Here is a 23,840-nt window from a genome sequence, read left to right as displayed (position 1 = left end):
AGTAGGAGTGAAGAGATGACCACCCCGTCCTACGATCGCGGCGAGGCCGAGCCCGCCCTGCTCACCGCCACGATCGGCGCCCAGCTCGAGATGACGGCCGACCGGTTCGGCGAGCGCACCGCGCTGGTCGACGTGCCGTCGGGCCGCCGCTGGACCTACGCCGAGCTGCTCGCCGATTCCCGCGCGTTCGCGGCGGGCCTGCTGCGCAGCGGCATTCGCCGCGGCGACCGTGTGGGCGTGTGGGCGCCCAACACGCCGGAGTGGGTGATCGTGCAGTTCGGCACGGCGCTGGCCGGCGTCATCCTGGTCAACCTCAACCCCTCCTACCGGCAGCGCGAGCTCGAGTACGCGCTCGATCAGTCGGGGATCGTCGCCGTGTACACGATGACGAGCTTCAAGACCTCCGAGTACGCGGCGATGCTCGAAGCCGCGCGGCCCGAGACACCCGCGTTGCGCGACGTGGTGACCTTCGGCTCCCCGGAGTGGGAGGCGTACCTGGCAGCACCGTCGGAGGCGGAGCTCGGCGCCCTCGCCGACCTCGGCGACGAGCTGCGGGCCGACGACCCGATCAACATCCAGTACACATCGGGCACCACGGGATTCCCCAAGGGCGCCACGCTGACCCACTCCAACATCCTCAACAACGGCTACCTCGTGGGCGAGCTGCTCAACTACACAGAGCAGGACTCGATCTGCATCCCGGTGCCCTTCTACCACTGCTTCGGCATGGTGATGGGCAACCTCGCGGCCATCACGCACGGCTCCGCGATGGTGATCCCCGGGCCGGCCTTCGTCCCGCAGGACGCGCTGGCCGCCGTCGTCGCCGAGAAGTGCACCAGCCTCTACGGCGTGCCGACGATGTTCATCGCGGAGCTCGCCCTCGCCGACTTCGACTCCTACGACCTGTCCAGCCTGCGCACCGGCATCATGGCCGGCTCGCCGTGCCCGGAGGAGGTCATGCGCAAGGTGGTCGACCGGATGGGGATGTCCGAGGTGTCCATCTGTTACGGCATGACGGAGACCTCGCCCGTCTCCACCCAGACCCGCGTCGACGATGCGCTGGAGCTGCGCGTCGGCACCGTCGGGCGGGTGGGACCGCACCTCGAGATCCAGGTGGTCGACCCGATCGACGGCACCGTGATGCCGCGCGGCGACGTCGGGGAGCTCTGCACCCGTGGTTATTCCGTGATGAAGGGTTACTGGAACAACAAGGAGAAGACGGCGGAGGCGATCGATGCCGACGGCTGGATGCACACCGGCGATCTCGCGACGATGGATGAGAACGGGTACGTGCGGATCACCGGGCGGATCAAGGACATGGTGATCCGCGGCGGCGAGAACATCTACCCGCGTGAGATCGAGGAGTTCCTCTACACGCACCCGGACATCCTCGACGCGCAGGTGATCGGTGTACCCGACGAGAAGTACGGCGAGGAGCTCATGGCCTGGATCCAGCTCCGCGACGGCGTCGCGTCGTTCACCGTCGAGGACCTGAACGCGTTCGCGGAGGGCAAGATCGCGCGGCACAAGATCCCGCGGTACGTGCACGTGGTGACGGCGTTCCCGATGACGGTGTCGGGAAAGATCCGCAAAGTGCAGATGCGGGAAGAGTCCGTGACGCTGCTCGGTCTGGAAGGCTGACGGGGTGCATTCGATCGATCGCTTCGCAGAGACCGTCGGCCTCCCCACGGGGGACTACGACGCGGTGTACGACTGGTCCGTGTCCGAGCCCGAGCAGTTCTGGGGCGCGGTCTGGGACTTCTTCGAGCTGGGCCAGCGGACCGGTCCGGTGCTCGCGGCGCGCGAGATGCCCGGCGCCCAGTGGTTCCCCGAGGTGGAGCTGAACTACGTCGACCGGGTACTGCGCTTCGCCTCGCTGCCCGGCAACGCCATCGTCGGGCTCTCGGACGACGGTGCGCGGGTGGAGATCCCCTGGTCGGAGCTGCCCGGCCGGGTGTCCGCCGTCGCCGAACTGCTGCGCTCATTGGGCGTGGGCGTCGGCGACACCGTCGCGGCGTACCTGCCCGACGAGCCCTTCACGGTGCTCGCGTTCCTGGCGACCGCGTCGATCGGCGCCGTCTGGTCCGGCTGCGGCCAGGACTACGCCCCCGAGGGCGCGGCCGGCCGCATGGCCCAGCTGGAGCCGAAGGTGCTCTTCGCGCGCGACGGCTACACCTTCGGCGACAAGTACGTCGACAAGCGCGCCGACACCGCCGAACTGGCGGGGCTGCTGGGAGTTCCGGCCTCGCACGTGATCACCGAGCTGCCCGATCCCGGCCCCGACACCCCGGAACTGAAGCCCGTGCAGGTGCCCTTCGACCACCCGCTGTGGGTGCTGTTCTCCTCGGGCACCACCGGCAAGCCGAAGGGCATCGTGCAGGGCCACGGCGGCATTCTGGTCGAGCACGTGAAGGTGCTCGGGCTGCACAACGAGCTGGGCCCGGGTGATGTCTTCTTCTGGCACACCGCGCTGTCCTGGATGATGTGGAACTACCAGACCGCGGGCCTGCTCGTGGGCTCGACGATCGTCACCTTCTCCGGGCATCCCCTGGCTCCCACCGCGGACCGCCTGTGGCAGGTGTGCGAGGACGAGAAGGTCACCGTCTTCGGCACCAGCCCCGGCCAGTTGCAGGCCTCCCGGAAGGCCGGCCTGCGGCCGGGCACCGATCACCGTCTGGCCCTGCGCAGCGTGGGCAGCACTGGCTCCCCGCTGGCCCCGGACCTGTTCGTCTGGATCGACGAGAACGTCGGCGCGGGAATGCCGGTCAACTCCACCAGCGGCGGCACCGACGTGTGCAGCGCCTTCTGCGGCGGAACCGCCTCGGTACCGCACGTCCCGGGCGAGCTGACGGTGCGCTACCTCGGCTGTGCCCTCGAGGCGTGGGGGCCGGACCGCACCCCGCTCATCGGTGAGGTCGGCGAGATGGTGATCACGCAGCCGATGCCGTCGATGCCCACGCACTTCTGGAACGACCCGGGCGACGTGAAGTACCGGGCCGCGTACTTCGAGCACCAGTGGACGGACGGGATCGCGCCGAACGTCTGGCGGCACGGAGACTGGGTGGAGCTGACCGACCGCGGTTCGGTGACCATCCACGGCCGCAGCGATGCGACGCTGAACCGCAACGGCATCCGCATGGGCTCGGCCGACATCTACGAGGTGGTCGAGGCCATCGACGAGATCGCCGAGGCGATGGTCGTCGGTGTCGACGGTCCGGACGCGAAGTACTGGATGCCGATGTTCCTGACACTCGTGTCCGGCGCGGAGCTGACGGACGAACTGGTGCAGCGCATCCGGACCGACGTGCGTACCCGGCTCTCGCCGCGGCACGTGCCCGACGAGGTCGTCCTCGCCCCCGGCATTCCGCACACCAAGACGGGCAAGAAGCTGGAGATCCCCGTGACCGGCATGCTCGCCGGCCGCGAGGTGAACGTCGATCCCCGCTCCGTGGACGTCCCCGAGCTGCTCGGCTGGTACGAGGAGCAGGGGCGCGCTCACGCCTGGTGATGAGCTGAGCAGACCAACGTGCGAGCGGTTCGTCCGGGAGGGGCGACCCCGGCGTACCCGGTGGTCGAGCCACCCGTCTGGGCAGGGATACGAGCGACGCCATGGTAGGAAAAAGGCATGGGGGATGACGAGCGGCGAATAGCCGGCTACCTGGTGGTACGTGAGATCGGGAGCGGGGGCATGGGGGAGGTGTATCTGGTTGAGCACCCTCGCCTGCCCCGGCGTGACGCGTTGAAGCTCCTCGACTCGGACGTGAGTGGCATCGGTGACTTCAAGGCGCGATTCATCCGTGAGTCGGAAGTCCTCGCGGGTCTCAAGCATCCGAACATCATTCAGATCTATGACCGGGGTGAGGTCGACGGCCGGCTCTGGCTGACGATGGAGTACGTAGACGGCACCGATGTCGCGCACTTGATCCGCTCCTCGGGGCCCATGCCGGTGCCGCTGGCATTGGACGTCGTACAGTCGGTGGCGTCCGCGCTGGACTACGCCTGGCGGTCCAGGAGCCTGACTCATCGCGACGTCAAACCCGCGAACATTCTCATCGCATTCGGTGAGTTCGGCCGCATCTCGGAGGTCAAGCTCGCCGATTTCGGGATCGCGAAGTCCGTCGGTGAATCGACGTCGCTGTCGGCGGCGGGGTCAACGGTGGGAACGATGCAGTTCATGTCGCCCGAGGCGATCAGTGGCTCGAACCTGGACAGCCGTTCGGACCAGTACTCACTCGCATGTACGGCGTACCAGATGATCACTGGTGCGGTGCCGTTCTCCGGTACCGCATCCGAGATCGTGTCGGGGCACCTCACTCGCTCGGTCCCGAGTCTGAGTCCCGGCGGATCGCGACTCGACCCCGTATTCGCACGTGCGCTGGCGAAACGGCCGTCGGACCGCTACCCGAGTTGTGAGTCGTTCGTGCAGGACCTTCGCACCGCCTGGTCCGACACTTCAGGTTTCGCACCAACGGCCCCCCAACTCGGCGTCGTGGGCATCTCGGATCGCGCGCCCTCGACTTCGACGCGGCGCGCACCCAGGCGCGTACTACCAGGCCTCGTGGCGGCGCTGGTGTTGATGATCGTTGTGGGCGCCGGCGCAGTGGCGTTTCGTGCCGGTCCCGCAGCTACCATCGCCGGCCAGGCGGTTCCAGCCTCGCCGTCAGCGCCGACGTCCACGCCTGCATCAGAGCCCGTTCTCGCAGTGTCGGCGGCGCAACTCCTCCCCTCGGACCAGGACGTGCGGGACCTCACCTCGAACGACCCCGGTTTCTGGACGATTGATCGGACCGATTCGGTGGAGGAGCAGGGCGGCACTGTGAGTCCGGCGGAGTGCACCTGGGTGGCAAGCGGATCGTCGTCTCCCACCGAGGTGTCGCGGGCCACCGCCCGATACCGCCACCCGACGCCGAATGGTCGCCTGACATTCGGCATGTCCGTCTCGACCGGTGCGGTCGTGTATCGGACGGTGAGCGATGCCGAAACTGTCTTCGCGCGGTTGGTGCGAGATTTCACGAACTGCACGAAGTCACCGATCCAGATCACTTCGCCGACGGGCAGCGTCATGCGACTCGTGACCGCAGTGACGGGAACACCGTCGGATTGGCAGCTGTGGAGCACGTTGATCTACCAAGATGTCGGCTACTTCTGCACGTCCAGTGAATCCCGGGTGCGCAATTCGATCGTCTCGGTGACCCGGTGTCTCGATCAGGTCGATCAATCGAATGTTCCAGCGCGCTTGACCGCGAAGTCGGTCAATCTCGCCCGAACCCTGTGATGAGTTCGGTCGGGCCCGTCGAGCTGAGGAGCGTCAGCGGAACGCGGCGCGCAGCGCCTCCCACGCAGGCTTGGGTGCGTACGACGAGTCGAGGAGGTTGGCGCTGCCGTAGCCGGAGAAGGTCTCCGGGTAGTCGGTGATCCAGGATCGACGATCGGTGAAGCCCCACACCGTCATCCCGGTGCAACGACTCGACTCCAGGCACAGCCCGGCCATCGTCGAATACACCTGCGCCTGCCGCTGCAGGTCGGACTGCGTCGCCGTGCCCTTGTCCGTGGGGATGCGCACGTCGAGCTCGGTGAATCGGATATCGAGACCGAGGTCGGTGAAGCGCCGCAGGTTCTTCCGCATGTCCTCGGTGCTCGGCTGCTGGTCGGCGCCGCCGAGCATGTGGGCCTGGAACCCCACGCCGTCGAGGAGCGGCCGCCGCTCGGTCCGGCCGTCGACTGTGACCTCCACGGTCTCGGCGCGCAGCCGTTTCGCCAGCTCGTACAGTGCGGTCGACTTGTCGCTCACGGTCTCGGCGCTGTGCTCGTTGAGGTACAGCTTCATCGACGGTGCGGCCCGACGGGCGGCGCGGAAGGCGTCGGCGATGTATTGATCGCCGGATGTGGTGCGCCACCATGCGTTGCGCTGCAGCACACCGCGCTGATCGAACGGCTCGTTGACCACCGTCACCGCGGCGGCCCGGCCCGCGTATCGCTCCACGACCTTCGTGACCAGGTCGGTCATGAACCGGTGCCGCTCCGGATCGGAGAGCTTCTGCACGTACGCGGGGACGATGCCCCACCCCTGCTGGTCGAGAGGATCCCAGATCAGCGAATGGATCTGGAAGTCCTGACCCCGCCGCTGTGCGAGATCGGCGACGGCGTCCGCCTCACGGAAGTCGAACCGGCCCGGTTCCGGCGCGACCGTGTTGGTCATGGTGCCGATCTCGGTGGTCAACGAACCGAACTCCCGGCCGGCGATCTCCTCGTAGCAGGGATCGTTCGCGGCGAACGTCGATCGGTACGCCGTGCCGATCGTCTTCTCGTGACCCGCCACCAGCTCGCGCAGTGGCGGTGAGGGCAGGGGACAGGACTCGGCTGGGGTGAACGGCGCGTTCGGCGAGCTGAGCGGGGTGCCGCACGCGGCGAGGAATGCCCCGGTGAGCACCGGAATCGTGGACCGCCGAATCAGTCTCATCTCGCCGAGGGTACCGCCGCAGGACGCCGGAGTGGGCCGGGCGGCTTCAGTACGTGGGGATGTAGGGCTTGAGCGGTAGCTGTGGACGGGGCTGCTCGGCGGAGACCGGATCGGCGCCGATAGCCGGCCGCTCGACGGCGCCGCGATCGACGACGGGCCGTTCCGCTGTCTCTGTGTACGGATCGAACAGTGACTCAGAGGGATTCACGAAGAGCTCCTTCACCTACGGGAAGTACACGACGGGGTACGGCGATTCCGACGACAGGCAACGCACTTGGGTCGATCTGTCGCTGGTATAACGACAATCGAAGTCGTAGATCTTACTGGTGTCGTTGTCGATGATGTTCCGGTACGTCTTCGGAAGCTCGTTCTTGTACAGCACCAGAGCCACTTTCAGTGCCAGACGGCACGTGTCCACCTGATCGGTGTACGCCTGAGAACCTGAGCACTGTGTTGTGCCCGCGGGCATGGTCGTGGGTGTTCGAACGACAGCGGTCGTTTCCGGCGGAGACGTGTAACCGGAGGACCTCGTCGAGATTTTCTGGTCCCAGACGTACGCGGATACCACGGCCAGGACCAGTACCGCAGCGACGATCACTCCCACCGCTTTCGTGCCCCCGCCCATGGGGACCTTGACCGGATCAGGGCGTACGGGCCGGGCGAGCTGCGGCGGACCGGCGAATGTGGCCGGCGCACCCGGCCACTGCACCGGCGGTGCGGGCGTCGATGGTCGGACCGGAACGCCGTTCGGAACCGGCACCGTCGGAGGGAGATTCCGGCGGACGGGGTGCGAGGGCACCGGCTGAGCGACGACTGCAGGGGAAGGGGCCTTCGCGAGGCCTGGCGGCGGCGTGCGATCGGCAACGGCGGCGGCGCTCACCGACTTCGGGGCCCACTCCGACGGAGCCGGCCGGGAGGCGGGATCGCCCGAAAGTGATCGCGTGATGAGTCCGACGATCTCGGGCGCGGTTCCGGGTGGGAGCCGACGCGGATCCTTCAGGTCCTGATCCCCGGCGAGGAGTCGCAGTGCCATGAGCCCGAGCTTGTACCGGTCGCTGTACTGCGTGGCGGCCTCCTCACCCGACGGCACCTCCCATCCGGGGCTCTCCACCTGACGGGCGACGCTGTCGCCGCTCACCCGCATCGCGTCGGCGTCGATGAAGTACACGGCGGCGTCGGGGCGCAGCGCGAACATCATGTTCTTCGGGGACATGTCGCCCACCACGATCCCCAGTGAGTGCAGGAAGTCGAGAGCGGTGGCGAGCGCACCGACCAGGCGATACCGATCACCGGAGGTGATCGCGATTCCGCGCTGCGCCAAGTACTCCGGCGAGTTCAACAGATGCTGGAATTCCGCGGCCTTGCGCTGCACGCCGCGCACCGTGGTCATGTCCACGAAGAAGCGTTCGGGAATGCGGGGCATGACGAAACCGACGGTGGCGGCACCGTCACGCACTGTGGCGCACGGCCAGGCGCAGATCGTGACCAGTCGCAGGGAGACGGCACCGGAACGGTGGAGGAGCAGCTCAGGCATCGCGGCCAGGTGCCGCACGTTCACGTGCGGGAGGACGTCCGCCCGGTACTCCTTGTAGACGGCGGCATCGGCGAACCCCAATTGCACCCCCGGGGCGTTGTAGGTCACGCCCTGGCCGCCTCCCGCGATGCGCGTGAGGTCGCCGAGACGGGAGCGCTCGAGCACGGGAGCGCTGGTCCGCGGATCGCTCATGCCGATTTTCTCCGTTTCCCCCGACGGACGCCCCTGAGCACGTTTGCGGTGTCACAATACGACAGGCGCGGGCGGGGTCCGCGCGAACGGACGCATTGGGGCGCGTCCACACATCTGTCACTGGAGGGGGAACAGATCAATGATGGAACCGAGGGGCGCGCTGCTCCCGATGTACTTCGTAGCGGACGAGTCGGGATCGATGGCTCCGCACATCCACGAGCTCAACGAGGGCCTCGTCTCGCTGCAGGACGCGATGCAGGTCGAGTCCTTCGCGGCGGCCAAGATCCGGTTCTCGGTCATCGGCTTCGCCGACGATGCGGTGACCTACCTCGAACCCGCGGATCTGCGCACACTCCCGCAGATGCCGATGTTCCAGCCGCGCGGTCTCACGTCGTACCAGTCGGCCTTCGACCAGATCGGCTACCGCATCTCGATCGATGTGCCGCGGCTGAAGTCGGAGGGGTATCAGGTGCACCGGCCCGCGGTCTTCTTCCTGACCGACGGTGTCCCCAATCCGCATGAGGACTGGCGCGCCGCGCGGACGTACATGCTGGCGCAGCCGGCTGCGCCGAACGTGTTGGCCTTCGGGATCGGCGAGGCCGATGCAGCGACCATCGTGGAAGTCGCCACCCAGCCGCACTTCGCGTTCATCCGTTCGCAGGGAGTCGACACCGGCGCGGCGATCAGCGAGTTCATGACGCAGTTGACGCAATCCGTGATCGCTTCGGGGAACGCGCTCGCGGGTGGGGCCGGTGAGCTCCAACTCGAGCGGCCGGAGGGCTTCAGCCTCGCCGTCGACTACGTCTGATCGTGGCGGGAGACGGAGGAATGGTGCGCCGTTGGTTCGGTGAGCGCCGCGAGGACGCGATGTCCGCGGAGATCGCGACGGCGATCACCGGGGAGATCCATCGGGCCGAGCCGCCGTGGGAGGAGGCCGGCCCGTTGCCGGGGGTGACGACGTTCGTGGAGCCGCCACCGATTCCGGAGGCGACACCGGTGTCGGGCACCGTCGACATCGAACAGGTCGTGGTGGGCGATCCCGGGCCGCAGGTCGAACCCCGTCCGACGGCGGAGCGGTACCGCTCGGTTCCCTTCCGCCCGGACACGGTGGTCGACGGGTGGAGCACCCGCGCCGTCACCGTCCGCGCCGCCTCGCTGCGCGGTCACCTGCACCGCTACGACGGTGCGCCGCGCCAGGACGAGATCGCGGTGCACACGGCACCGTCGGGTCGCGTGATCGGCGTCGTCGCGGATGGGGTCTCGGCCGCCGTGCACTCGCACGTCGGGGCCAACACCGCCGTCACCGTGGCTGTGCAGTGGTTGATGGCGGAGGCTCCCGAGGTGGGCGCGCCGGTGGCGTGGGACGAACTGGTGCGTGCGATCAGCTGGCAGATGGCCGAGCGCGGACGCGGGGTGCTGGGCCTCGACGAGATCGATCCTCAGCAGGTCGAGCAGAACTTCGCGACGACGCTGATCGCCGCCATCGTCGACCCCGGCCCGGACGGGTCGCTCGCCGTGGAGGCGATCGGTGTCGGTGATTCGACCGCCTGGGTGCTGCGGAACGGGGACTTCCTGCCCGTCCTCGGCGGCAAGTCCGACGGTGCCGGGGGCATCGCCTCCTCGGCGGTCGCCGGCCTGCCGCGCGTGCCTGCGATCATCGAATCCGTGACGGAGACGGTGCTTCCCGGCGAGGTGCTGCTCCTGGGGTCCGACGGCATCGGCGATCCGCTCGGCGGCGGACAGGGCGGCGTGGGCGAACTGCTGCGGTCGGTCCTCACACCGGCGGCGCCGTCGCCGACCGAATTCGCCCACATGCTCGACTTCTCCCGCGAGACCTTCGACGATGATCGCTCACTGATCGCGGTGTGGCCGAGGGCGTGACCGCCCCGTCGTCCGCAGTCGGCTCCGTGCCGACTGCGGACGCCGCCGTCACAGGTGACCCGACGTGCACACCCAGACCTTGATGAACCCGCCGCCGGCGAGGGAGGTGGCGCTGCGCTGCGCGGCGTAGAGCGAGCGGCCGGTGCCGCCCTGGAAGCTGGTACGGGTCTCGGCCACGGCGCCGCAGCCGTTCGCGAACGAGGCGAGCACGCGGCAGCTGCCCCAGCCGCAGGAGTTGAGCGCGGCGCGCTCGGCGGCGGAGCGGGACGGGTAGTCCCACGAGCGGCCCGTCGCGCCGTTACTGGCGACGGCGATGGCGCCGAAGTTGTACGCGGCGGCGCCGGCGGTGGGCGCCGCGGCGATCTGGATGCCTCCGGCCACGCTCGCGGTGGCGACGGCGGCGACGACCGCCTTCTTGGTGAACGTCATCATGATGGGACTGCCTTTCGGGGGATGTGCTGGGGGAGTGGCCGGATCAGCGGGGGAGCGATTCGCCGGCCTCGGGCTTGTCGGTGGCCTCGATCGGGGTCACGTCCGGCTTGGTGACGGTGACCTTCTGCCCCCACTTCGAGAAGGTGAGGGTCACGGTCCCGTCGTCGGACGGCTTGACCTGGATCCGCACGACCTGCTGCTCACCGGACGACTGCACCCAGACGGTGGTCGGGACGGGAACGCTCTTGTCGGGGTCGACGCGCGAGCCGGAGATCGCGGCGATCTCGGTGGCGGGCGCGGTGCCGGTGATCTTCGTGGTCTCCTGGCCGTCGATCGTCTCGCTGCCGGCGGCCTTCGCGCCGGTGACCTTGGTCAGGATGTTCGGGAGGCCCTTCTTCTCGTCGAAGAGGGCGGAGACGTCGTAGATGGAGGCGCCGTCGCCGTAGTCGACGTACTTGTCGCCCATCAGCGCGGCGTACATGTGGCCGTCGGTGTAGGTGAACTTCCCCTCGGACGTGCCACCGATGTCGACGGTGGCGGTACCGGTCGCCCGGGTGACGGGCTTGACCTGGAGGTCACCGTCGACCTTGGTGATGGGGAGGTTGGGAACCGTGCCGGCCACCTCCACGACGAAGTGGGCGCTGGTGACCTTCTTCGACGCCTCGGCGGCGGAGCGGAGCAGGGCCGAGGCATCCGTGTCGGCCGCGACCGCGGACGCGGTGGTGTCGGAGGCGGCGGACGAGCCGCCCTTGTCCGAGCAGCCGGTGAGGGCGAGCGTGAACGCGAGCGCCGTCGAGGCCGCGACGAGGGCGGGGCGGGATGTGCGCGTCATGGGTGGTGTTCTCCTTCATCTCGAGTGAGATGAGGTTCGGCCACAGTGCTTAACCCGTGCTTACGGTCCCCTGAATCCGTTGGCGCGGCGGCGATGCCCTGCGCGGATCCCAAAACTTACTGGTCGGTAGGTTGCGGATGCTGATAATCGCAGGTCAAGTGAGATACGTCATTCGGCCAGGGTCGCCGCCCGAGCCGATCGGAGGAGGCATAGAGTCGACTCCGGACCCGTGAAGAATGCGGGTGGACCGAGTAACCAGACAGATGGTGAGCTGATGGATCTCTTCGAATACCAAGCGAAGGAACTGTTCGTCAAGCACGGCGTGCCTACCTCGGCCGGCCGCGTGACGGACAACGTCGCTGACGCCCGTGCGATCGCCGAAGAAGTCGGCAAGCCGGTGATGGTCAAGGCGCAGGTGAAGGTGGGCGGCCGCGGCAAGGCCGGTGGCGTGAAGTACGCCGCGACGCCGGACGACGCGGAGCGCTACGCGAACGACATCCTGGGCCTGGACATCAAGGGGCACGTCGTCGGCAAGCTGCTGGTGGCCGAGGCGAGCGACATCGCCGAGGAGTACTACATCTCCTTCCTGCTCGATCGCGCGAACCGCACCTACCTGGCCATGTGCTCGGTCGAGGGCGGCGTGGAGATCGAGGTCACCGCGGAGGAGAACCCGGACGCGCTGGCGAAGATCGCCGTGGACGCCACCAAGGGTGTCGACCTGGCCTTCGCGCGTGAGATCGCCGAGAAGGGCAAGCTGCCCGCCGAGGTGCTCGACGCCGCGGCCGTGACCATCCAGAAGCTGTGGGAGGTCTTCGTCGCCGAGGACGCCACCCTGGTCGAGGTCAACCCGCTCGTCCGCACCCCGGACGATCAGATCCTCGCGCTCGACGGCAAGGTCTCGCTCGACGAGAACGCCGACTTCCGCCACAAGGACCACGAGGCCTTCGCCGACGCCGGCTCGACCGATCCGCTCGAGCTCAAGGCCAAGGAGAACGACCTCAACTACGTCAAGCTCGACGGTCAGGTCGGCGTCATCGGTAACGGTGCGGGCCTGGTCATGTCGACCCTCGACGTGGTCGCCTACGCCGGCGAGAACCACGGCGGCGTCAAGCCCGCCAACTTCCTCGACATCGGCGGCGGCGCCTCGGCCGAGGTCATGGCCGCCGGCCTCGACGTCATCCTCGGCGACGAGCAGGTCAAGAGCGTGTTCGTCAACGTCTTCGGTGGCATCACCGCGTGCGACGCCGTGGCCAACGGCATCGTCGGCGCCCTGAACACCCTGGGCGACACGGCCTCCAAGCCGCTCGTCGTCCGCCTCGACGGCAACAAGGTCGAGGAGGGCCGGGCGATCCTGGCCGCCGCGAACCACCCGCTGGTGACGCTCGCGCAGACCATGGACGAAGGCGCCGACAAGGCCGCCGAGCTGGCGAACAAGTAAGGGAGACAACAGAAAAATGGCTATCTTCCTGACCAAGGACAACAAGGTCATCGTCCAGGGCATCACCGGCGGCGAGGGCACCAAGCACACCGCGCTGATGCTCAAGGCGGGCACCAACGTGGTCGGCGGCGTGAACGCGCGCAAGGCCGGCACGACGGTCAAGCACACCGACAAGGACGGCAACGAGATCGAGCTCCCCGTCTTCGGCTCCGTCGCCGAGGCGATGGAGAAGACCGGCGCCGACACCTCGATCGCCTTCGTGCCGCCGGCGTTCTCCAAGGACGCCATCGTCGAGGCCATCGACGCCGAGATCCCGCTCCTGGTGGTCATCACCGAGGGCATCCCCGTGCAGGACTCCGCGTACGCGTGGGCCTACAACGTGGACAAGGGCGGCAAGACCCGCATCATCGGCCCGAACTGCCCCGGCATCATCACCCCGGGCGAGGCCCTCGTCGGCATCACCCCGGCCAACATCACCGGCACCGGCCCCGTCGGCCTGGTGTCGAAGTCGGGCACGCTGACCTACCAGATGATGTACGAGCTGCGCGATTTCGGCTTCTCGACCGCCATCGGCATCGGCGGCGACCCGGTGATCGGCACCACCCACATCGACGCCATCGAGGCGTTCGAGAAGGACCCGAACACCAAGCTCATCGTCATGATCGGCGAGATCGGCGGCGACGCCGAGGAGCGCGCCGCGGCGTACATCAAGGAGAACGTCACCAAGCCCGTCGTGGGCTACGTGGCCGGCTTCACCGCTCCCGAGGGCAAGACCATGGGCCACGCCGGCGCCATCGTCTCCGGCTCGTCGGGCACGGCCACCGCGAAGAAGGAGGCCCTCGAGGCCGCCGGCGTCAAGGTGGGCAAGACCCCCTCCGAGACCGCCGCTCTCGCCCGCGAGATCCTGCAGTCGCTGTAACAGCAGCACATTCGGTCCACGGCCCCGTCTCCCTTCCGGGAGGCGGGGCCGTCCCGTTTCCGGGGCCGACGGTGCGGGGCTGTGTCGACGGTGCGGGGCGCTAGGCCGACGGTGCGCGCTCGACGCCGCGGAAGAGCAGGTAGAGCACGAGCGCCGCGGCCGCGAGGCCCGCGCCGAGCAGGCACGCCCCGGTCCAGCCGGCGAGCGGCCAGAGCGCGGCGGTCGCCGCGGAGCCCAGGGTGCCGCCGAGGAAGAAGGTGCCCATGAACACCGCGTTGATCCGGCCACGCGCCTGCGGTCGCAGCGAGAAGACCACCGCCTGAGACGAATTCAGCGCTGCCTGCTGCCCGATGCCCATCAGTGCCAGACCGATGATCAGCGCGGGCAGGCCGATCGCGCCGCCCGCGGGGATCATCAGCAGCCAGGCCGCGGACTGCAGCCCCAGCCCGCCCGCGGTGAGCACCGCGCCGTGGCCGCGGTCGACGAACTTCCCGATCGTCGGACCGGAGAGCGCCCCCACCGCGCCGAGCAGCCCGATTGCGCCGATCGCCGTCGGCGTCCAGCCGAACCGCGGCCCCGCGAGCAGGAACGTGACCGCGGCCCCCTGCACCATGAACGAGCCGAGCGCGAGCCCGATCAGCACCGACCGCAGCCGCAGCACCGGCAACTCGCGCACCAGCCCGGCCATCGAGGCCAGCAGTTCCCGGTAGCCCGACGGGGTAAGCCCCGGCCGACCCGGATCGTGGCGGGGCAGCGCGCGGGCGAGCGCCGCGGTGATCGCCACCAGCAGCGCCGCGAGCACGAGGTACGGGGCGCGCCAGCCGGCGAGATCCGACAGGACACCGGAGAGGAACCGGCTGACCACGGTGCCCAGCACGAGGCCGCTCATCACGATGCCGACGGCGCGGGCCTGGTGCTCCGGGCCGGCCAGCTCCGCCGCGTACGGCACGATCACCTGCGCGCCGACCGAGGTGATCGCCGCGATCGTCGCCGCGACCAGCAGCACCCCGCCCGACGGCGCCGCACCCGCCGCCACCAGCGCCGCCGCCGTGATCAGCAGCAGCGTCAGCGCGAGCGGGCGTCGGCGCACGGCGTCGGCCATCGGCACCAGCAGGAGCAGGCCGACGGCGTAGCCCGCCTGCGCCGCGGTGACCAGCATCCCGGCCGCGGTCTCGGACATGCCCAGCCGCTCCTGCAGCAGCCCCAGGATCGGGTGCGCCAGGTAGTTGCCCGCGACGGACAGGCCCGTCGCCAGGGCCATCAGGCGGAGCAGGCCGGGCGCGGCCGTCGCGGTGCGCGTCGCTGTGGTGGTCATGGTCTCCAGTCTGGGCCGCGCATGATCATGCGTCCAACGTATGATTTCGATGGAATGATCTCTGAGGGAGATGATCGATGGAGCTGCAGCAACTGCGCTACGTGATCGCGGTGTCGGAGACGCTGAACTTCACCCGCGCCGCCGAGCGCTGCCACGTCGTGCAGTCCGCGCTCAGTCATCGCATCGCCGCGCTGGAGAAGGAGCTGGGCGCCCGGCTGTTCGACCGCACCAACCGCTCCGTCCGGCTCACTCGCGCCGGCGAGGCCTTCCTGCCGCAGGCGCGCGCCGCGCTCGCCGCGACCGAACGCGCCGCCGACGAGGTGGCCGCGACCCTCGGCGGGGTCCGCGGCACCGTCACCGTCGGCATGATCCCCACCTTCACGGTCTTCGACGTGGTCGACGTCCTGCGCGCCTACCGCGCCGCCTACCCCGAGGCGACCGTCCGGCTGCGCAGCGGCGCCAGCGAGAACCTCATCGAGGACGTGCGGACCGGCACCGTCGATCTCGCGCTGCTCGGTGTCCCCGACGGCTTCTCCACCGCGGGGGTCGTCGCGCACCGGCTCGCCGTCGACCACCTGGTCCTCGTGGTTCCCGAGGCCGAGCGGGTCGACGGTCCGCTCACCCTCGCCGAGACCGTCGACCGCCCGTTCGTCGACTATCCCGCCGGGGGAGCGGGCCGCGCCGAGACCGACCAGGCCTTCGAGCGCGCGGGCGTCCGGCGCACCGTCGCCTTCGAGGTGGACCGGTCCGAGACCATCCTGGAACTGATCGCCGCGGGGCTGTGCGTCGGGACGGCCGCGCGGGAGACCGTTCCCGCCGGTGCCGGGCTCGCCGTCGTGCCCCTCGTCGACGGTCCGACCCGCTCCCAGCTGCTGGTGCACTCGAAGCTGCTGAGCCCCGCGGCCCGCGCCCTACTGGCCCTCATGGACCACCACGTTCCGTGAGCGCAATCCCATTGCGGGCGGTCACCGTGTATAGGGTGGTGGCGTACTGGCTCCGCGCGGAGCCGCGTCGATAGTCGGGGAGAAGAACATGACCTACTCAGGTGGAGGGTACGGACAGCAGCCGGGCCAGGGGGGCTACGGGCAGCCGGACTACTCGCAGCAGGGCTACGGCCAGCAGGGCTTCGGCCAGCCGGGGCAGCAGGGCTACGGCCAGCAGGGTTACGGCCAGCCCGGTCAGCAGCCCGCGCAGCAGGGCGGTTACGGCCAGCCCGCGCAGCAGGGCGGCGGCTACGGCCAGCAGCCCGACTACTCGCAGCAGGGCTACGGCCAGCAGGGCTACGGCCAGGGCTACCCGCAGCAGGGCTACGGCCAGCAGGGCGGCTACGGCGGCTACCAGCAGGCGCCGGCCGCGCCGTCGAAGCCGCTCGACCTGGCGCTGGTGCTCTCCATCGCGACCGCCGCGCTCGGCGTCATCACGTTCCTGCTCGGCTTCCTCAACTTCGCTGAGGCCACCAACCCGCTCACCGGCCGCACGCTGGGTGCCAGCGGTTTCGACCACCAGGGCCTGATCTCGCTCGCGCTGGTGCTGGCCGCCGGCGTTGCCGCGGGGCTGAGCCTGATCGCGAAGGGCAACACCGGGCGCACCCCGGCCGCCGCGCTCGCCGTGTCCGGCTTCATCACGCTGCTCTTCGGCAGCTTCTCGTGGGAGTCGATCGCCGTCGGCTTCTGGATCGCGCTGGTCTTCTCGCTGTTCACCGCGGTCGCCGCGGTGATGCTGGTGCTCGTCGACGCGGGCATCATGAAGAACCCGGCCGCCGAGGCCGCCGCCCAGACGGCGTCCGCCGATGCGACCGCCACGGCCGCCGCGACCGCGACCACCGCCACTGAGGCGCCGTCGAGCCCGTCCGTCCCGTCCGCCGCACCGGTCCAGCAGGAGCAGCAGGCGCCGCAGTCGCAGGCCCAGTCGCAGTGGCCCTCCTACGGCGGCTACCAGTCGCCGGCCTCGTCGGGCTACCAGGCCTCCACGCCCTCGACCCCGTCGACCCCGGCTCCGGCCACCACGGGCTTCCCGGCGCCGAGCGCACCGTCGAACCCGGGCGCCTCGGCCTCCGGCGACGAGGTGACCACGGCGTTCGGCCAGGCCTCGGCCTCGGGCACGCCGTCCTACGGCACCCCGTCGACCCCGCAGTACGGCTCGCACTCGGCCGACGACGAGAACAAGCCGCAGGGTCAGTAGCGCCCGCGTGCGGCGCGCCTGAGCCATCGGCGACCACTGCGATGTCACAGTGGGAACGATGAATGATTCAGCGCGCGCCGCCGGGCCGGGCCCGAGCGAGACCCGGCCGCTGTTCGTCATGGCCTTCGGGCCCTCGCTCGTGACGCTCGCGTCCACCCTCGTGGTGGGCGCGATCGTGCTTCTCTCCACGTCGACGGGCTTCGGGGCGATCGTCCCGACCGTCGCCGGCCTGTGGCTGGCCGTGCACCAGGTGCCGGTCACCATCAGTGACATCACCCTCGGCGTGCTGCCCCTGGTCCCCACGATCGCGCTGGTCGTGGGCGTGGCCCGGGCCGCGCGCCGCGCCGGCGGCGAGGGCCGCCCCCTCGCGGACCTGCGCTCGGTGCTGCTGTGCGCCATCGCCGGGCCCGCCCTCTTCACCGCCATCGCGCTGGCCGTGGTCAACGACGCCGCCGGGCGGTACACCATCGGCACGCCGCCCCCGCTGACGGCCTTCGTGGCCACCGTCGCCGTGCACCTCGGCGCCGCCCTGATCGGCCTCGCCCCCGCCTACTGGCGCGACGCCGCCCGCTTCCTGCGCATCCCCGGCTGGGTGGACGACTGCGCCCGCCTCGCCGGCCGGGCGCTGCTCGCCTTCGGCGCGGTCGGCCTCGCCCTGGTCGTGGTGCGGCTGCTGATCCGCTGGGAGACCGTCTTCGAGCTGGTCCGCTCCGGCAACGACGCCGTGGGCATGATCTCGCTGGTGCTGCTCTCGCTGCTGTATCTGCCCAACGTGGTGATCGCGGGGGCGGCGCTGCCCCTGGGGGCGACCGTCGACCTGGGCCCGATCTCGATGAGCCTGTTCTCCGCCGTCCCCGGCCGGGCGCCCGGCGTGCCGATCCTCGCGGTCCTGCCGCAGGGCCCGTCGCCCTGGTACCTGCTGCCGCTGCTCGCCGTCCCCGCGTTCGTGGCGGTCCAGGTGGGCCGACGGTGCGCGGCCCGCTCCCTCGACCTGGGGCCGACGGTGACCGCGGTCGCCAGCACGGCCCTGATCGCCGCGGTCGGCTTCGGCGCCGCGGCCTTCCTCGCCGGCGGCGAGTTGGGCGGCTTCGGGTACGCCGGCGCCGACCTCGCGCAGGTGTTCCTGTTCACCCTCGGCTGGATCGGCCTCGTCGGTGTGCTGGCGGCCCTCGTGCTGCAGCAGGCGGGGGAGTCGCGCGCCGTACGCGCGGCGCGCCGGGCGGAGGAGCAGGCACCGTCGGGCTACACCACCTACGCCGACGAGGCGGACGTGATCGACGACGGCGTCACCGTCGAGATCGAGCCCGCCGACCGCGCGGAGCACGACGCGGAGACCGCGGAGCAGTCGGAGCAGGAGGTCGATCCGGCGGACACCGGCGACTTCGACGCCGTCGCCGAGCAGCCCACCGAGGAGGTCGCGCCCGTCTCCCGGCAGGCCGTCGGACCTGCGGCGACGAAGCGCGAGCGCGACATCGCGGACATCGAGGAACTCGACAGCTACACCTTCGGGCAGTAGCCCGCAGGCGCGGCGCTAGGCTGATGGCGCATCGCCCCCTCGGAAAAGAGTGCATCCTGACCACGCCCAGCCCCACGGTCGTGCCGCCGTGCGCGCCCGCCCGGATCGTCGTTCTGGCCTCCGGCACCGGTTCGCTGCTCGAGGCGCTCCTCGCGGCGGCGGGTGAGCCCGGCTACCCCGGGTCCGTGGTCGGCGTCGTCGCGGACCGCACCTGCCGGGCGCTGGACGTCGCCGCGCAGGCCGGCGTGGAGAGCGCCGAGGTGCCGCTGCGGGCCTACGACGGCCGCGCCGACTGGGACGCCGCGCTGACGGCCACCGTCGAGGAGATGGAGCCGCACCTGGTGGTCGCGGCCGGATTCATGAAGATCCTCGGCCCCGCCTTCCTCGCCGCGTTCGGCGGGCGCGTCGTCAACGCGCACCCCGCGCTGCTGCCCGCCTTCCCGGGCGCCCACGCCGTTCCCGCCGCCCTCGAGCACGGAGTCAAGCTCACCGGCTCCACCGTGCATCTCGTCGACGCGGGGCTCGACACCGGACCGATCCTCGCGCAGGAGGCGGTCGCGGTGCAGCCGGGGGACACCGAGGAGACCCTGCACGAACGGATCAAGGTCGTCGAGCGCCGGCTTCTCACCGAGGTCGTCGCGGCAATCGCCCGCCAGGGCTACAGCGTGGATGGACGAAAGGTCACCATTTAAATGAGCAGCAACATCCCGATCAAGCGCGCGCTCATCAGCGTGTACGACAAGTCGGGCCTGGTGGAGCTGGCCACCGGCCTGGCGCAGGCGGGCGTCGAGATCGTCTCGACCGGCTCGACCGCGCGCACCATCGCCGACGCGGGCGTCGCCGTGACCCGCGTCGAGGACGTCACCGAGTTCCCCGAGTGCCTGGACGGCCGGGTCAAGACCCTGCACCCGAAGATCCACGCCGGCATCCTCGCCGACACCCGCCTGCCCGAGCACCTCGAGCAGCTGCGCGAGCTGGACGTGAAGAAGTTCGAGCTCGTCGTGGTGAACCTCTACCCGTTCACCGACACCGTCGCCTCCGGCGCCTCCGAGGACGAGTGCATCGAGCAGATCGACATCGGCGGACCGTCGATGGTGCGCGCCGCGGCCAAGAACCACCCGTCGGTGACCGTCGTGGTCTCGCCCGACGACTACGGCGACGTGATCGACAGCGCCCGCCTCGGCTTCTCGCTGGAGCAGCGCAAGGCGTTCGCCGCGAAGGCCTTCCGGCACACCGCTGACTACGACGTGGCCGTGGCCTCGTACATGACCTCGGTCGTCGCGCCCGAGCCGGATCAGAAGTTCCCGGCGTGGATGGGCGGCACCTGGACCCGCGAGGCCGTGCTCCGTTACGGCGAGAACCCGCACCAGGGCGCGGCGCTGTACGTCGACGGCGCGAAGACCGGGCTGGCGCAGGCGCAGCAGCTGCACGGCAAGGAGATGAGCTACAACAACTACACCGACGGTGACGCCGCCTGGCGGGCCGCCTACGACTTCAACGAGCCGGCCGTCGCGATCATCAAGCACGCCAACCCGTGCGGCATCGCCATCGGCAAGGACGTGGCGCAGGCGCACCGCAAGGCGCACGCGTGCGACCCGGTCTCGGCGTACGGCGGCGTCATCGCCGCCAACCGCGAGGTCAGCCTGGAGATGGCCGAGCAGGTCTCGGAGATCTTCACCGAGGTCATCATCGCGCCCTCGTACGCCGACGGCGCCGTCGCGGTCCTGCAGCGCAAGAAGAACATCCGCGTGCTGCTCGCCGAGCCGCCCGTGCTCGGCACCGAGATCAAGCAGATCACCGGCGGCCTGCTGGTGCAGCAGTCCGACGCCATCGACGCCGCGGGCGACTCGCCCGAGGAGTGGACGCTGGCCGCGGGTGAGCCCGCCGACGAGGCGACCCTCGCCGACCTCGAATTCGCCTGGCGCGCCTGCCGCGCGGTGAAGTCGAACGCGATCCTGCTGGCCTCCCGCGGTGCGTCCGTGGGCGTGGGCATGGGGCAGGTCAACCGCGTCGACTCCGCGCAACTGGCCGTGACCCGCGCGGGCGACCGCGTGCTCGGCTCGGTCGCCGCGTCCGACGCCTTCTTCCCGTTCCCCGACGGCCCGCAGATCCTCATCGACGCGGGCGTGAAGGCGATCGTCCAGCCCGGTGGCTCCATCCGCGATAAGGAGGTCATCGAGGCCGCCGCCGAGGCGGGCGTCACGATGTACTTCACCGGCACGCGCCACTTCTTCCACTGATCCGCGCGCAGCGAACGCCTCCGGGGTGAATCATTGTCCCGGGGGCGTTCGCCGTTTCCGCCCCTTCGTCGTGCCCGCGACGATCGCACGGAGGAGATGTCGATGCAGGTGCCGCCCGAAGTCCTACCGCTGCTCGAGGCCGCCGTCGGGCCGATGCCCGAGGATGCGGAGATGCCGCTGCCGCCGATGGGGCTCTCGGTCGAGGACGAGCGCGAGCAGCGCAAGCGGGATCTGGCCGTGGCCTTCCGGGTCTTCGGCCGGCTGGGCTTCTCCGAGGGCGTCGCCGGGCACATCACCGCCCGCGACCCCGAGGACTCCGGGCTGTTCTGGGTGAACCCGTTCGGCATGAGCTTCAACCAGATCCGCGTCTCCGACCTGATCTGTGTGGACCACGAGGGCGTCGTCGTGCACGGGCGGCGCCCCGTGAACCGTGCCGCGTTCGTGATCCACGCGCAGGTGCACGACGCCCGGCCCGACGCCGTGGCCGCCGCGCACGCGCACTCGGTGCACGGGAAGGCGTTCTCGTCCTTGGGGATTCCGCTGGCACCGCTCACGCAGGACGCCTGCGCCTTCTACGAGGACCACGGCATCTACGACGACTACGCCGGCGTGGTGAACGAGACCGTCGAGGGTAAGCGGGTGGCCGCGGCGATCGGCGATCACAAGGCCGCGATCCTCAAGAACCACGGGCTCATCACCGTCGGCGGCTCCGTCTCCTCGGCCGCCTGGTGGTTCGTGACGATGGAGCGCTCGTGCCAGGCGCAGCTGCTCGCCATGGCCGCCGGCCGGCCGCAGGAGATCGACCACGAGACGGCCCTGCTCACCCGCTCCCAGGTCGGCAGCGACCTCGCCGGCTGGTTCCAGTTCCGCCCGCTCTGGGAGCAGACCGTCGCGAGCTCGCCCGACGTCTTCGACTAGCCCCGGCCGCCGACAGGGCGCGTACCGAACGTCGGGTTCTGCGGGGCTCCGCCACCGAATTCGGTGCCGGATCGCCGCAGAACCCGACTTTCACGACGCGTCGGCCGCGGGTCAGCGGCTGAGGTCGTCGAGGAGGGACACCGCGGCGCGGGCGTACTCGCCGATCCAGCGGTCGTGGATGCGCTTGATGGGCACCGGCGCCAGCGTGAGGTGCCGCTCGCGGCCGACCTTGCGCCCGATCACCAGCTCCGCCCGCTCGAGGACGCGCAGGTGCTGCAGCACCGTGGTGCGGTCCAGGTCGGGGAAGTGATCGCACAGGTCGCCGGTGGTCCGGGGCGCCTCCTTGAGCACGTCGAGCATGCGGCGACGGGTGCCGTTGGCGAGCGCCTTGAAGACCAGGTCGTCGGCATCGTCGTCCGGCGCCTGCGTGGACGTCGCCCCGATCGCCGGCGCAACCCCCGCCGGCAGCGCGCTCGCCGCACCGGCCGCCGACGCCGGCGCCGGCGCCTGCGTCGCGTCGATGCCTGTGCGTTCGCTCTTGCGGCCTCCCGATGACATGTTGTAGTTTTATCACATGTCCGAACTCAAGGAACTCACCTTCACCGTCTCCGGCTACGTGGCGCGCCCCACGGCCCAGGTCTACGAGGCCGTCGCCGACCCGGAGCAGCTCTCGAAGTACTTCACCACCGGCGGCGCCCGCGGCCGGCTGGAGCCGAACACCGAGGTCACCTGGGACTTCGCCGACTTCCCCGGAGCGTTCCCCGTGCAGGTGCTCGAGGCGGACCCGCACTCGAAGATCGTGATCCGCTGGGAGGCGGAGAACGCCGTCGCCGGCGACGGTCACACCACCACGACCTTCGAGTTCGCCCCCGTCGACGACGACACCCGCACGCTGGTCACCATCACCGAATCCGCGTGGACCCTCACCGAGGACGGCGCGAAGGGCGCCTTCGGCAACTGCATGGGCTGGACCGGCATGCTCGCCGCCATGAAGGCCTGGGTGGAGCACGGCATCAACCTGCGCGAGGGCTTCTACAAGTAACCCACCGTCGACAGCGGGCGCCCGCCCTGACAGGGTGAAGGCATGTCGGAGACCGCCGCCCTCGCCCGTCGCGCCTACGAGACCGTCGAGCCCTTCCACGTCGTCGCCTACTTCAACCCCGGAATCCGGGATGCGTGCAGCGACCTCGGGATCGACCAGCACGCCTTCTACGTCGGCGCCCGGGCCGCACCGATGGGCGAGGCGCACGCCTCGGTGGTGACGGCGGCGTTCTACAACTTCTCGCCCACCGTCATCGAGAACGGGTGGACGCAGGCTCTGCAGGCGGGGCTCGCCGAGATCGACGACCGCCGCTACGCGATGCTCGCCGAGCAGTACGGCACGATCCTCGCCGGCATCGACCCCGCCGAGATCGAGGCCCTCGCCCAGGGATTCGGCGCCGTCGCCGACGGGCTGCCGCTGGGCGGCCGCGCGCTGGCGTCCGCGTGGGCCGCGTCGCCCGTCCCCGACGCGCCGGCGCTCGCGCTCTGGCGACACGTCTCCGTGCTGCGCGAGTGGCGCGGCGACAACCACCTGGCCGAACTCATCCGCCACGGCCTCACGGGCCTCGAGGCCGGCGTCTTCCACGAGGCCGACCTCCCCGATCCCGAGATCCGCCGCCGGGTCATGGGCCGTCGGTTCTTCCGCATCACCCGCGGCTGGAGCGAGGAGCAGTGGAACGGCGCCGTCGCCCGGCTCACCGAGCGCGGCCTCGTCGAGGGCGAGCCGGAGGCGCACCGTCTGACCCCGGAGGGCATGGCCCTGTACGACGAGATCGAGGCGGGCACCGACGCCGTCAGCGGCGCCGCGTTCGCCGACGCCACGGAGGGCCTCATCGACCGGATGCGCCCGGTCAGCAAGGCCGTGATCGACGCCGGCGTGCTCCCCGGAAGCACGAAGAAGTAGCGCCCGGGGTATTCCCGGTTTCGCTGCGGGCGTACTC

General features: G+C 70.1%; 22 protein-coding genes. 15 read left to right on the top strand and 7 right to left on the bottom strand.

Features of this window, described 5'->3' with window-relative positions; all coding sequences use genetic code 11:
* The first annotated feature begins 15 nt into the window (after positions 1 to 15).
* The 3 genes from BLQ62_RS19300 to BLQ62_RS19290 all read left to right on the top strand — a co-directional run bounded on the left by BLQ62_RS19300 (position 16) and on the right by BLQ62_RS19290 (position 5,275).
* Positions 16 to 1,641, top strand: coding sequence for an AMP-binding protein (locus tag BLQ62_RS19300; RefSeq protein WP_068564554.1), 1,626 nt, complete (start codon positions 16 to 18; stop codon positions 1,639 to 1,641).
* 4 nt (positions 1,642 to 1,645) lie between these two features.
* A complete protein-coding gene (locus BLQ62_RS19295) occupies positions 1,646 to 3,508 on the top strand; it encodes an acetoacetate--CoA ligase (protein ID WP_068564557.1) in 1,863 nt (620 codons plus the stop codon).
* A 117-nt stretch (positions 3,509 to 3,625) separates the two neighbouring features.
* The gene (locus BLQ62_RS19290) at positions 3,626 to 5,275 is read left to right on the top strand and encodes a protein kinase domain-containing protein (protein ID WP_068564559.1); all 1,650 of its coding nucleotides are present in this window, start codon (positions 3,626 to 3,628) and stop codon (positions 5,273 to 5,275) included.
* A gap of 33 nt (positions 5,276 to 5,308) precedes the next feature.
* Here BLQ62_RS19290 and BLQ62_RS19285 read toward each other — a convergent pair whose 3' ends face one another.
* From BLQ62_RS19285 to BLQ62_RS19280, 3 genes are read right to left on the bottom strand one after another with little or no spacing between them, the layout of a single operon-like run.
* Entirely contained in the window at positions 5,309 to 6,460 is a 1,152-nt protein-coding gene (locus tag BLQ62_RS19285; protein ID WP_082756246.1) for an endo-1,4-beta-xylanase, read from the bottom strand.
* Positions 6,461 to 6,506: 46 nt separating this feature from the next.
* Positions 6,507 to 6,668: a hypothetical protein gene (locus BLQ62_RS23915; protein ID WP_156483177.1), complete on the bottom strand. Its 162-nt coding sequence runs from the start codon at positions 6,666 to 6,668 to the stop codon at positions 6,507 to 6,509.
* A 15-nt stretch (positions 6,669 to 6,683) separates the two neighbouring features.
* Positions 6,684 to 8,186, bottom strand: a complete 1,503-nt coding sequence (locus BLQ62_RS19280) for a serine/threonine-protein kinase (protein ID WP_068564561.1) — start codon at positions 8,184 to 8,186, stop codon at positions 6,684 to 6,686.
* Positions 8,187 to 8,325: 139 nt separating this feature from the next.
* Between BLQ62_RS19280 and BLQ62_RS19275 the strand changes: the two genes are divergently transcribed.
* On the top strand, positions 8,326 to 8,994 hold the full coding sequence (locus BLQ62_RS19275; RefSeq protein WP_068564563.1) for a vWA domain-containing protein: 669 nt from the start codon (positions 8,326 to 8,328) through the stop codon (positions 8,992 to 8,994).
* A 20-nt stretch (positions 8,995 to 9,014) separates the two neighbouring features.
* Positions 9,015 to 10,067: a protein phosphatase 2C domain-containing protein gene (locus tag BLQ62_RS19270; protein WP_068564565.1), complete on the top strand. Its 1,053-nt coding sequence runs from the start codon at positions 9,015 to 9,017 to the stop codon at positions 10,065 to 10,067.
* Between the two features lie 48 nt (positions 10,068 to 10,115).
* Here the strand turns inward: BLQ62_RS19270 and BLQ62_RS19265 are convergent, their stop codons facing one another.
* The gene (locus tag BLQ62_RS19265) at positions 10,116 to 10,499 is read right to left on the bottom strand and encodes a DUF4189 domain-containing protein (RefSeq protein ID WP_068564567.1); all 384 of its coding nucleotides are present in this window, start codon (positions 10,497 to 10,499) and stop codon (positions 10,116 to 10,118) included.
* 43 nt (positions 10,500 to 10,542) lie between these two features.
* Entirely contained in the window at positions 10,543 to 11,331 is a 789-nt protein-coding gene (locus tag BLQ62_RS19260; RefSeq protein WP_068564568.1) for an LppX_LprAFG lipoprotein, read from the bottom strand.
* A 274-nt stretch (positions 11,332 to 11,605) separates the two neighbouring features.
* Between BLQ62_RS19260 and sucC the strand changes: the two genes are divergently transcribed.
* Complete coding sequence (gene sucC, locus BLQ62_RS19255) at positions 11,606 to 12,769, top strand: ADP-forming succinate--CoA ligase subunit beta (protein ID WP_068528323.1); 1,164 nt, start codon at positions 11,606 to 11,608, stop codon at positions 12,767 to 12,769.
* Positions 12,770 to 12,785: 16 nt separating this feature from the next.
* Entirely contained in the window at positions 12,786 to 13,688 is a 903-nt protein-coding gene (gene sucD, locus BLQ62_RS19250) for a succinate--CoA ligase subunit alpha (RefSeq protein ID WP_068564570.1), read from the top strand.
* A gap of 100 nt (positions 13,689 to 13,788) precedes the next feature.
* Here sucD and BLQ62_RS19245 read toward each other — a convergent pair whose 3' ends face one another.
* The gene (locus tag BLQ62_RS19245) at positions 13,789 to 15,003 is read right to left on the bottom strand and encodes an MFS transporter (RefSeq protein WP_068528329.1); all 1,215 of its coding nucleotides are present in this window, start codon (positions 15,001 to 15,003) and stop codon (positions 13,789 to 13,791) included.
* 77 nt (positions 15,004 to 15,080) lie between these two features.
* On the opposite strand from BLQ62_RS19245, the gene BLQ62_RS19240 reads away from it, so the two are divergent.
* The 6 genes from BLQ62_RS19240 (at position 15,081) to BLQ62_RS19215 (ending at position 21,858) form a co-directional block, all read left to right on the top strand.
* Positions 15,081 to 15,947, top strand: a complete 867-nt coding sequence (locus BLQ62_RS19240) for a LysR family transcriptional regulator (RefSeq protein ID WP_068564573.1) — start codon at positions 15,081 to 15,083, stop codon at positions 15,945 to 15,947.
* Between the two features lie 88 nt (positions 15,948 to 16,035).
* On the top strand, positions 16,036 to 17,184 hold the full coding sequence (locus BLQ62_RS23910; RefSeq protein WP_068564575.1) for a DUF5336 domain-containing protein: 1,149 nt from the start codon (positions 16,036 to 16,038) through the stop codon (positions 17,182 to 17,184).
* A gap of 58 nt (positions 17,185 to 17,242) precedes the next feature.
* Complete coding sequence (locus BLQ62_RS19230) at positions 17,243 to 18,700, top strand: cell division protein PerM (protein ID WP_068564576.1); 1,458 nt, start codon at positions 17,243 to 17,245, stop codon at positions 18,698 to 18,700.
* A 23-nt stretch (positions 18,701 to 18,723) separates the two neighbouring features.
* Positions 18,724 to 19,392 (top strand): phosphoribosylglycinamide formyltransferase, encoded by a 669-nt coding sequence (gene purN / locus BLQ62_RS19225; RefSeq protein ID WP_082756247.1) that lies wholly within the window; start codon positions 18,724 to 18,726, stop codon positions 19,390 to 19,392.
* Positions 19,393 to 20,940, top strand: a complete 1,548-nt coding sequence (gene purH / locus BLQ62_RS19220) for a bifunctional phosphoribosylaminoimidazolecarboxamide formyltransferase/IMP cyclohydrolase (protein ID WP_068564580.1) — start codon at positions 19,393 to 19,395, stop codon at positions 20,938 to 20,940.
* Between the two features lie 153 nt (positions 20,941 to 21,093).
* Positions 21,094 to 21,858, top strand: coding sequence for a class II aldolase/adducin family protein (locus tag BLQ62_RS19215; RefSeq protein WP_231857550.1), 765 nt, complete (start codon positions 21,094 to 21,096; stop codon positions 21,856 to 21,858).
* A 111-nt stretch (positions 21,859 to 21,969) separates the two neighbouring features.
* On the opposite strand, the gene BLQ62_RS19210 is transcribed toward BLQ62_RS19215, so the two are convergent.
* On the bottom strand, positions 21,970 to 22,416 hold the full coding sequence (locus tag BLQ62_RS19210; protein WP_231857544.1) for an ArsR/SmtB family transcription factor: 447 nt from the start codon (positions 22,414 to 22,416) through the stop codon (positions 21,970 to 21,972).
* Between the two features lie 16 nt (positions 22,417 to 22,432).
* On the opposite strand from BLQ62_RS19210, the gene BLQ62_RS19205 reads away from it, so the two are divergent.
* A complete protein-coding gene (locus BLQ62_RS19205) occupies positions 22,433 to 22,900 on the top strand; it encodes an SRPBCC domain-containing protein (protein ID WP_068528350.1) in 468 nt (155 codons plus the stop codon).
* 42 nt (positions 22,901 to 22,942) lie between these two features.
* Positions 22,943 to 23,803 carry an SCO6745 family protein gene (locus BLQ62_RS19200; RefSeq protein WP_068564583.1) on the top strand — a complete coding sequence of 287 codons (861 nt, stop codon included), beginning with the start codon at positions 22,943 to 22,945 and terminating at the stop codon, positions 23,801 to 23,803.
* Positions 23,804 to 23,840: the final 37 nt, after the last annotated feature.

Source organism: Tsukamurella pulmonis, from assembly GCF_900103175.1.
Classification (GTDB): domain Bacteria; phylum Actinomycetota; class Actinomycetes; order Mycobacteriales; family Mycobacteriaceae; genus Tsukamurella; species Tsukamurella pulmonis.
Note: the sequence above shows the minus strand (reverse complement) of the source record. Positions and strands in the feature narration are given on the sequence as shown.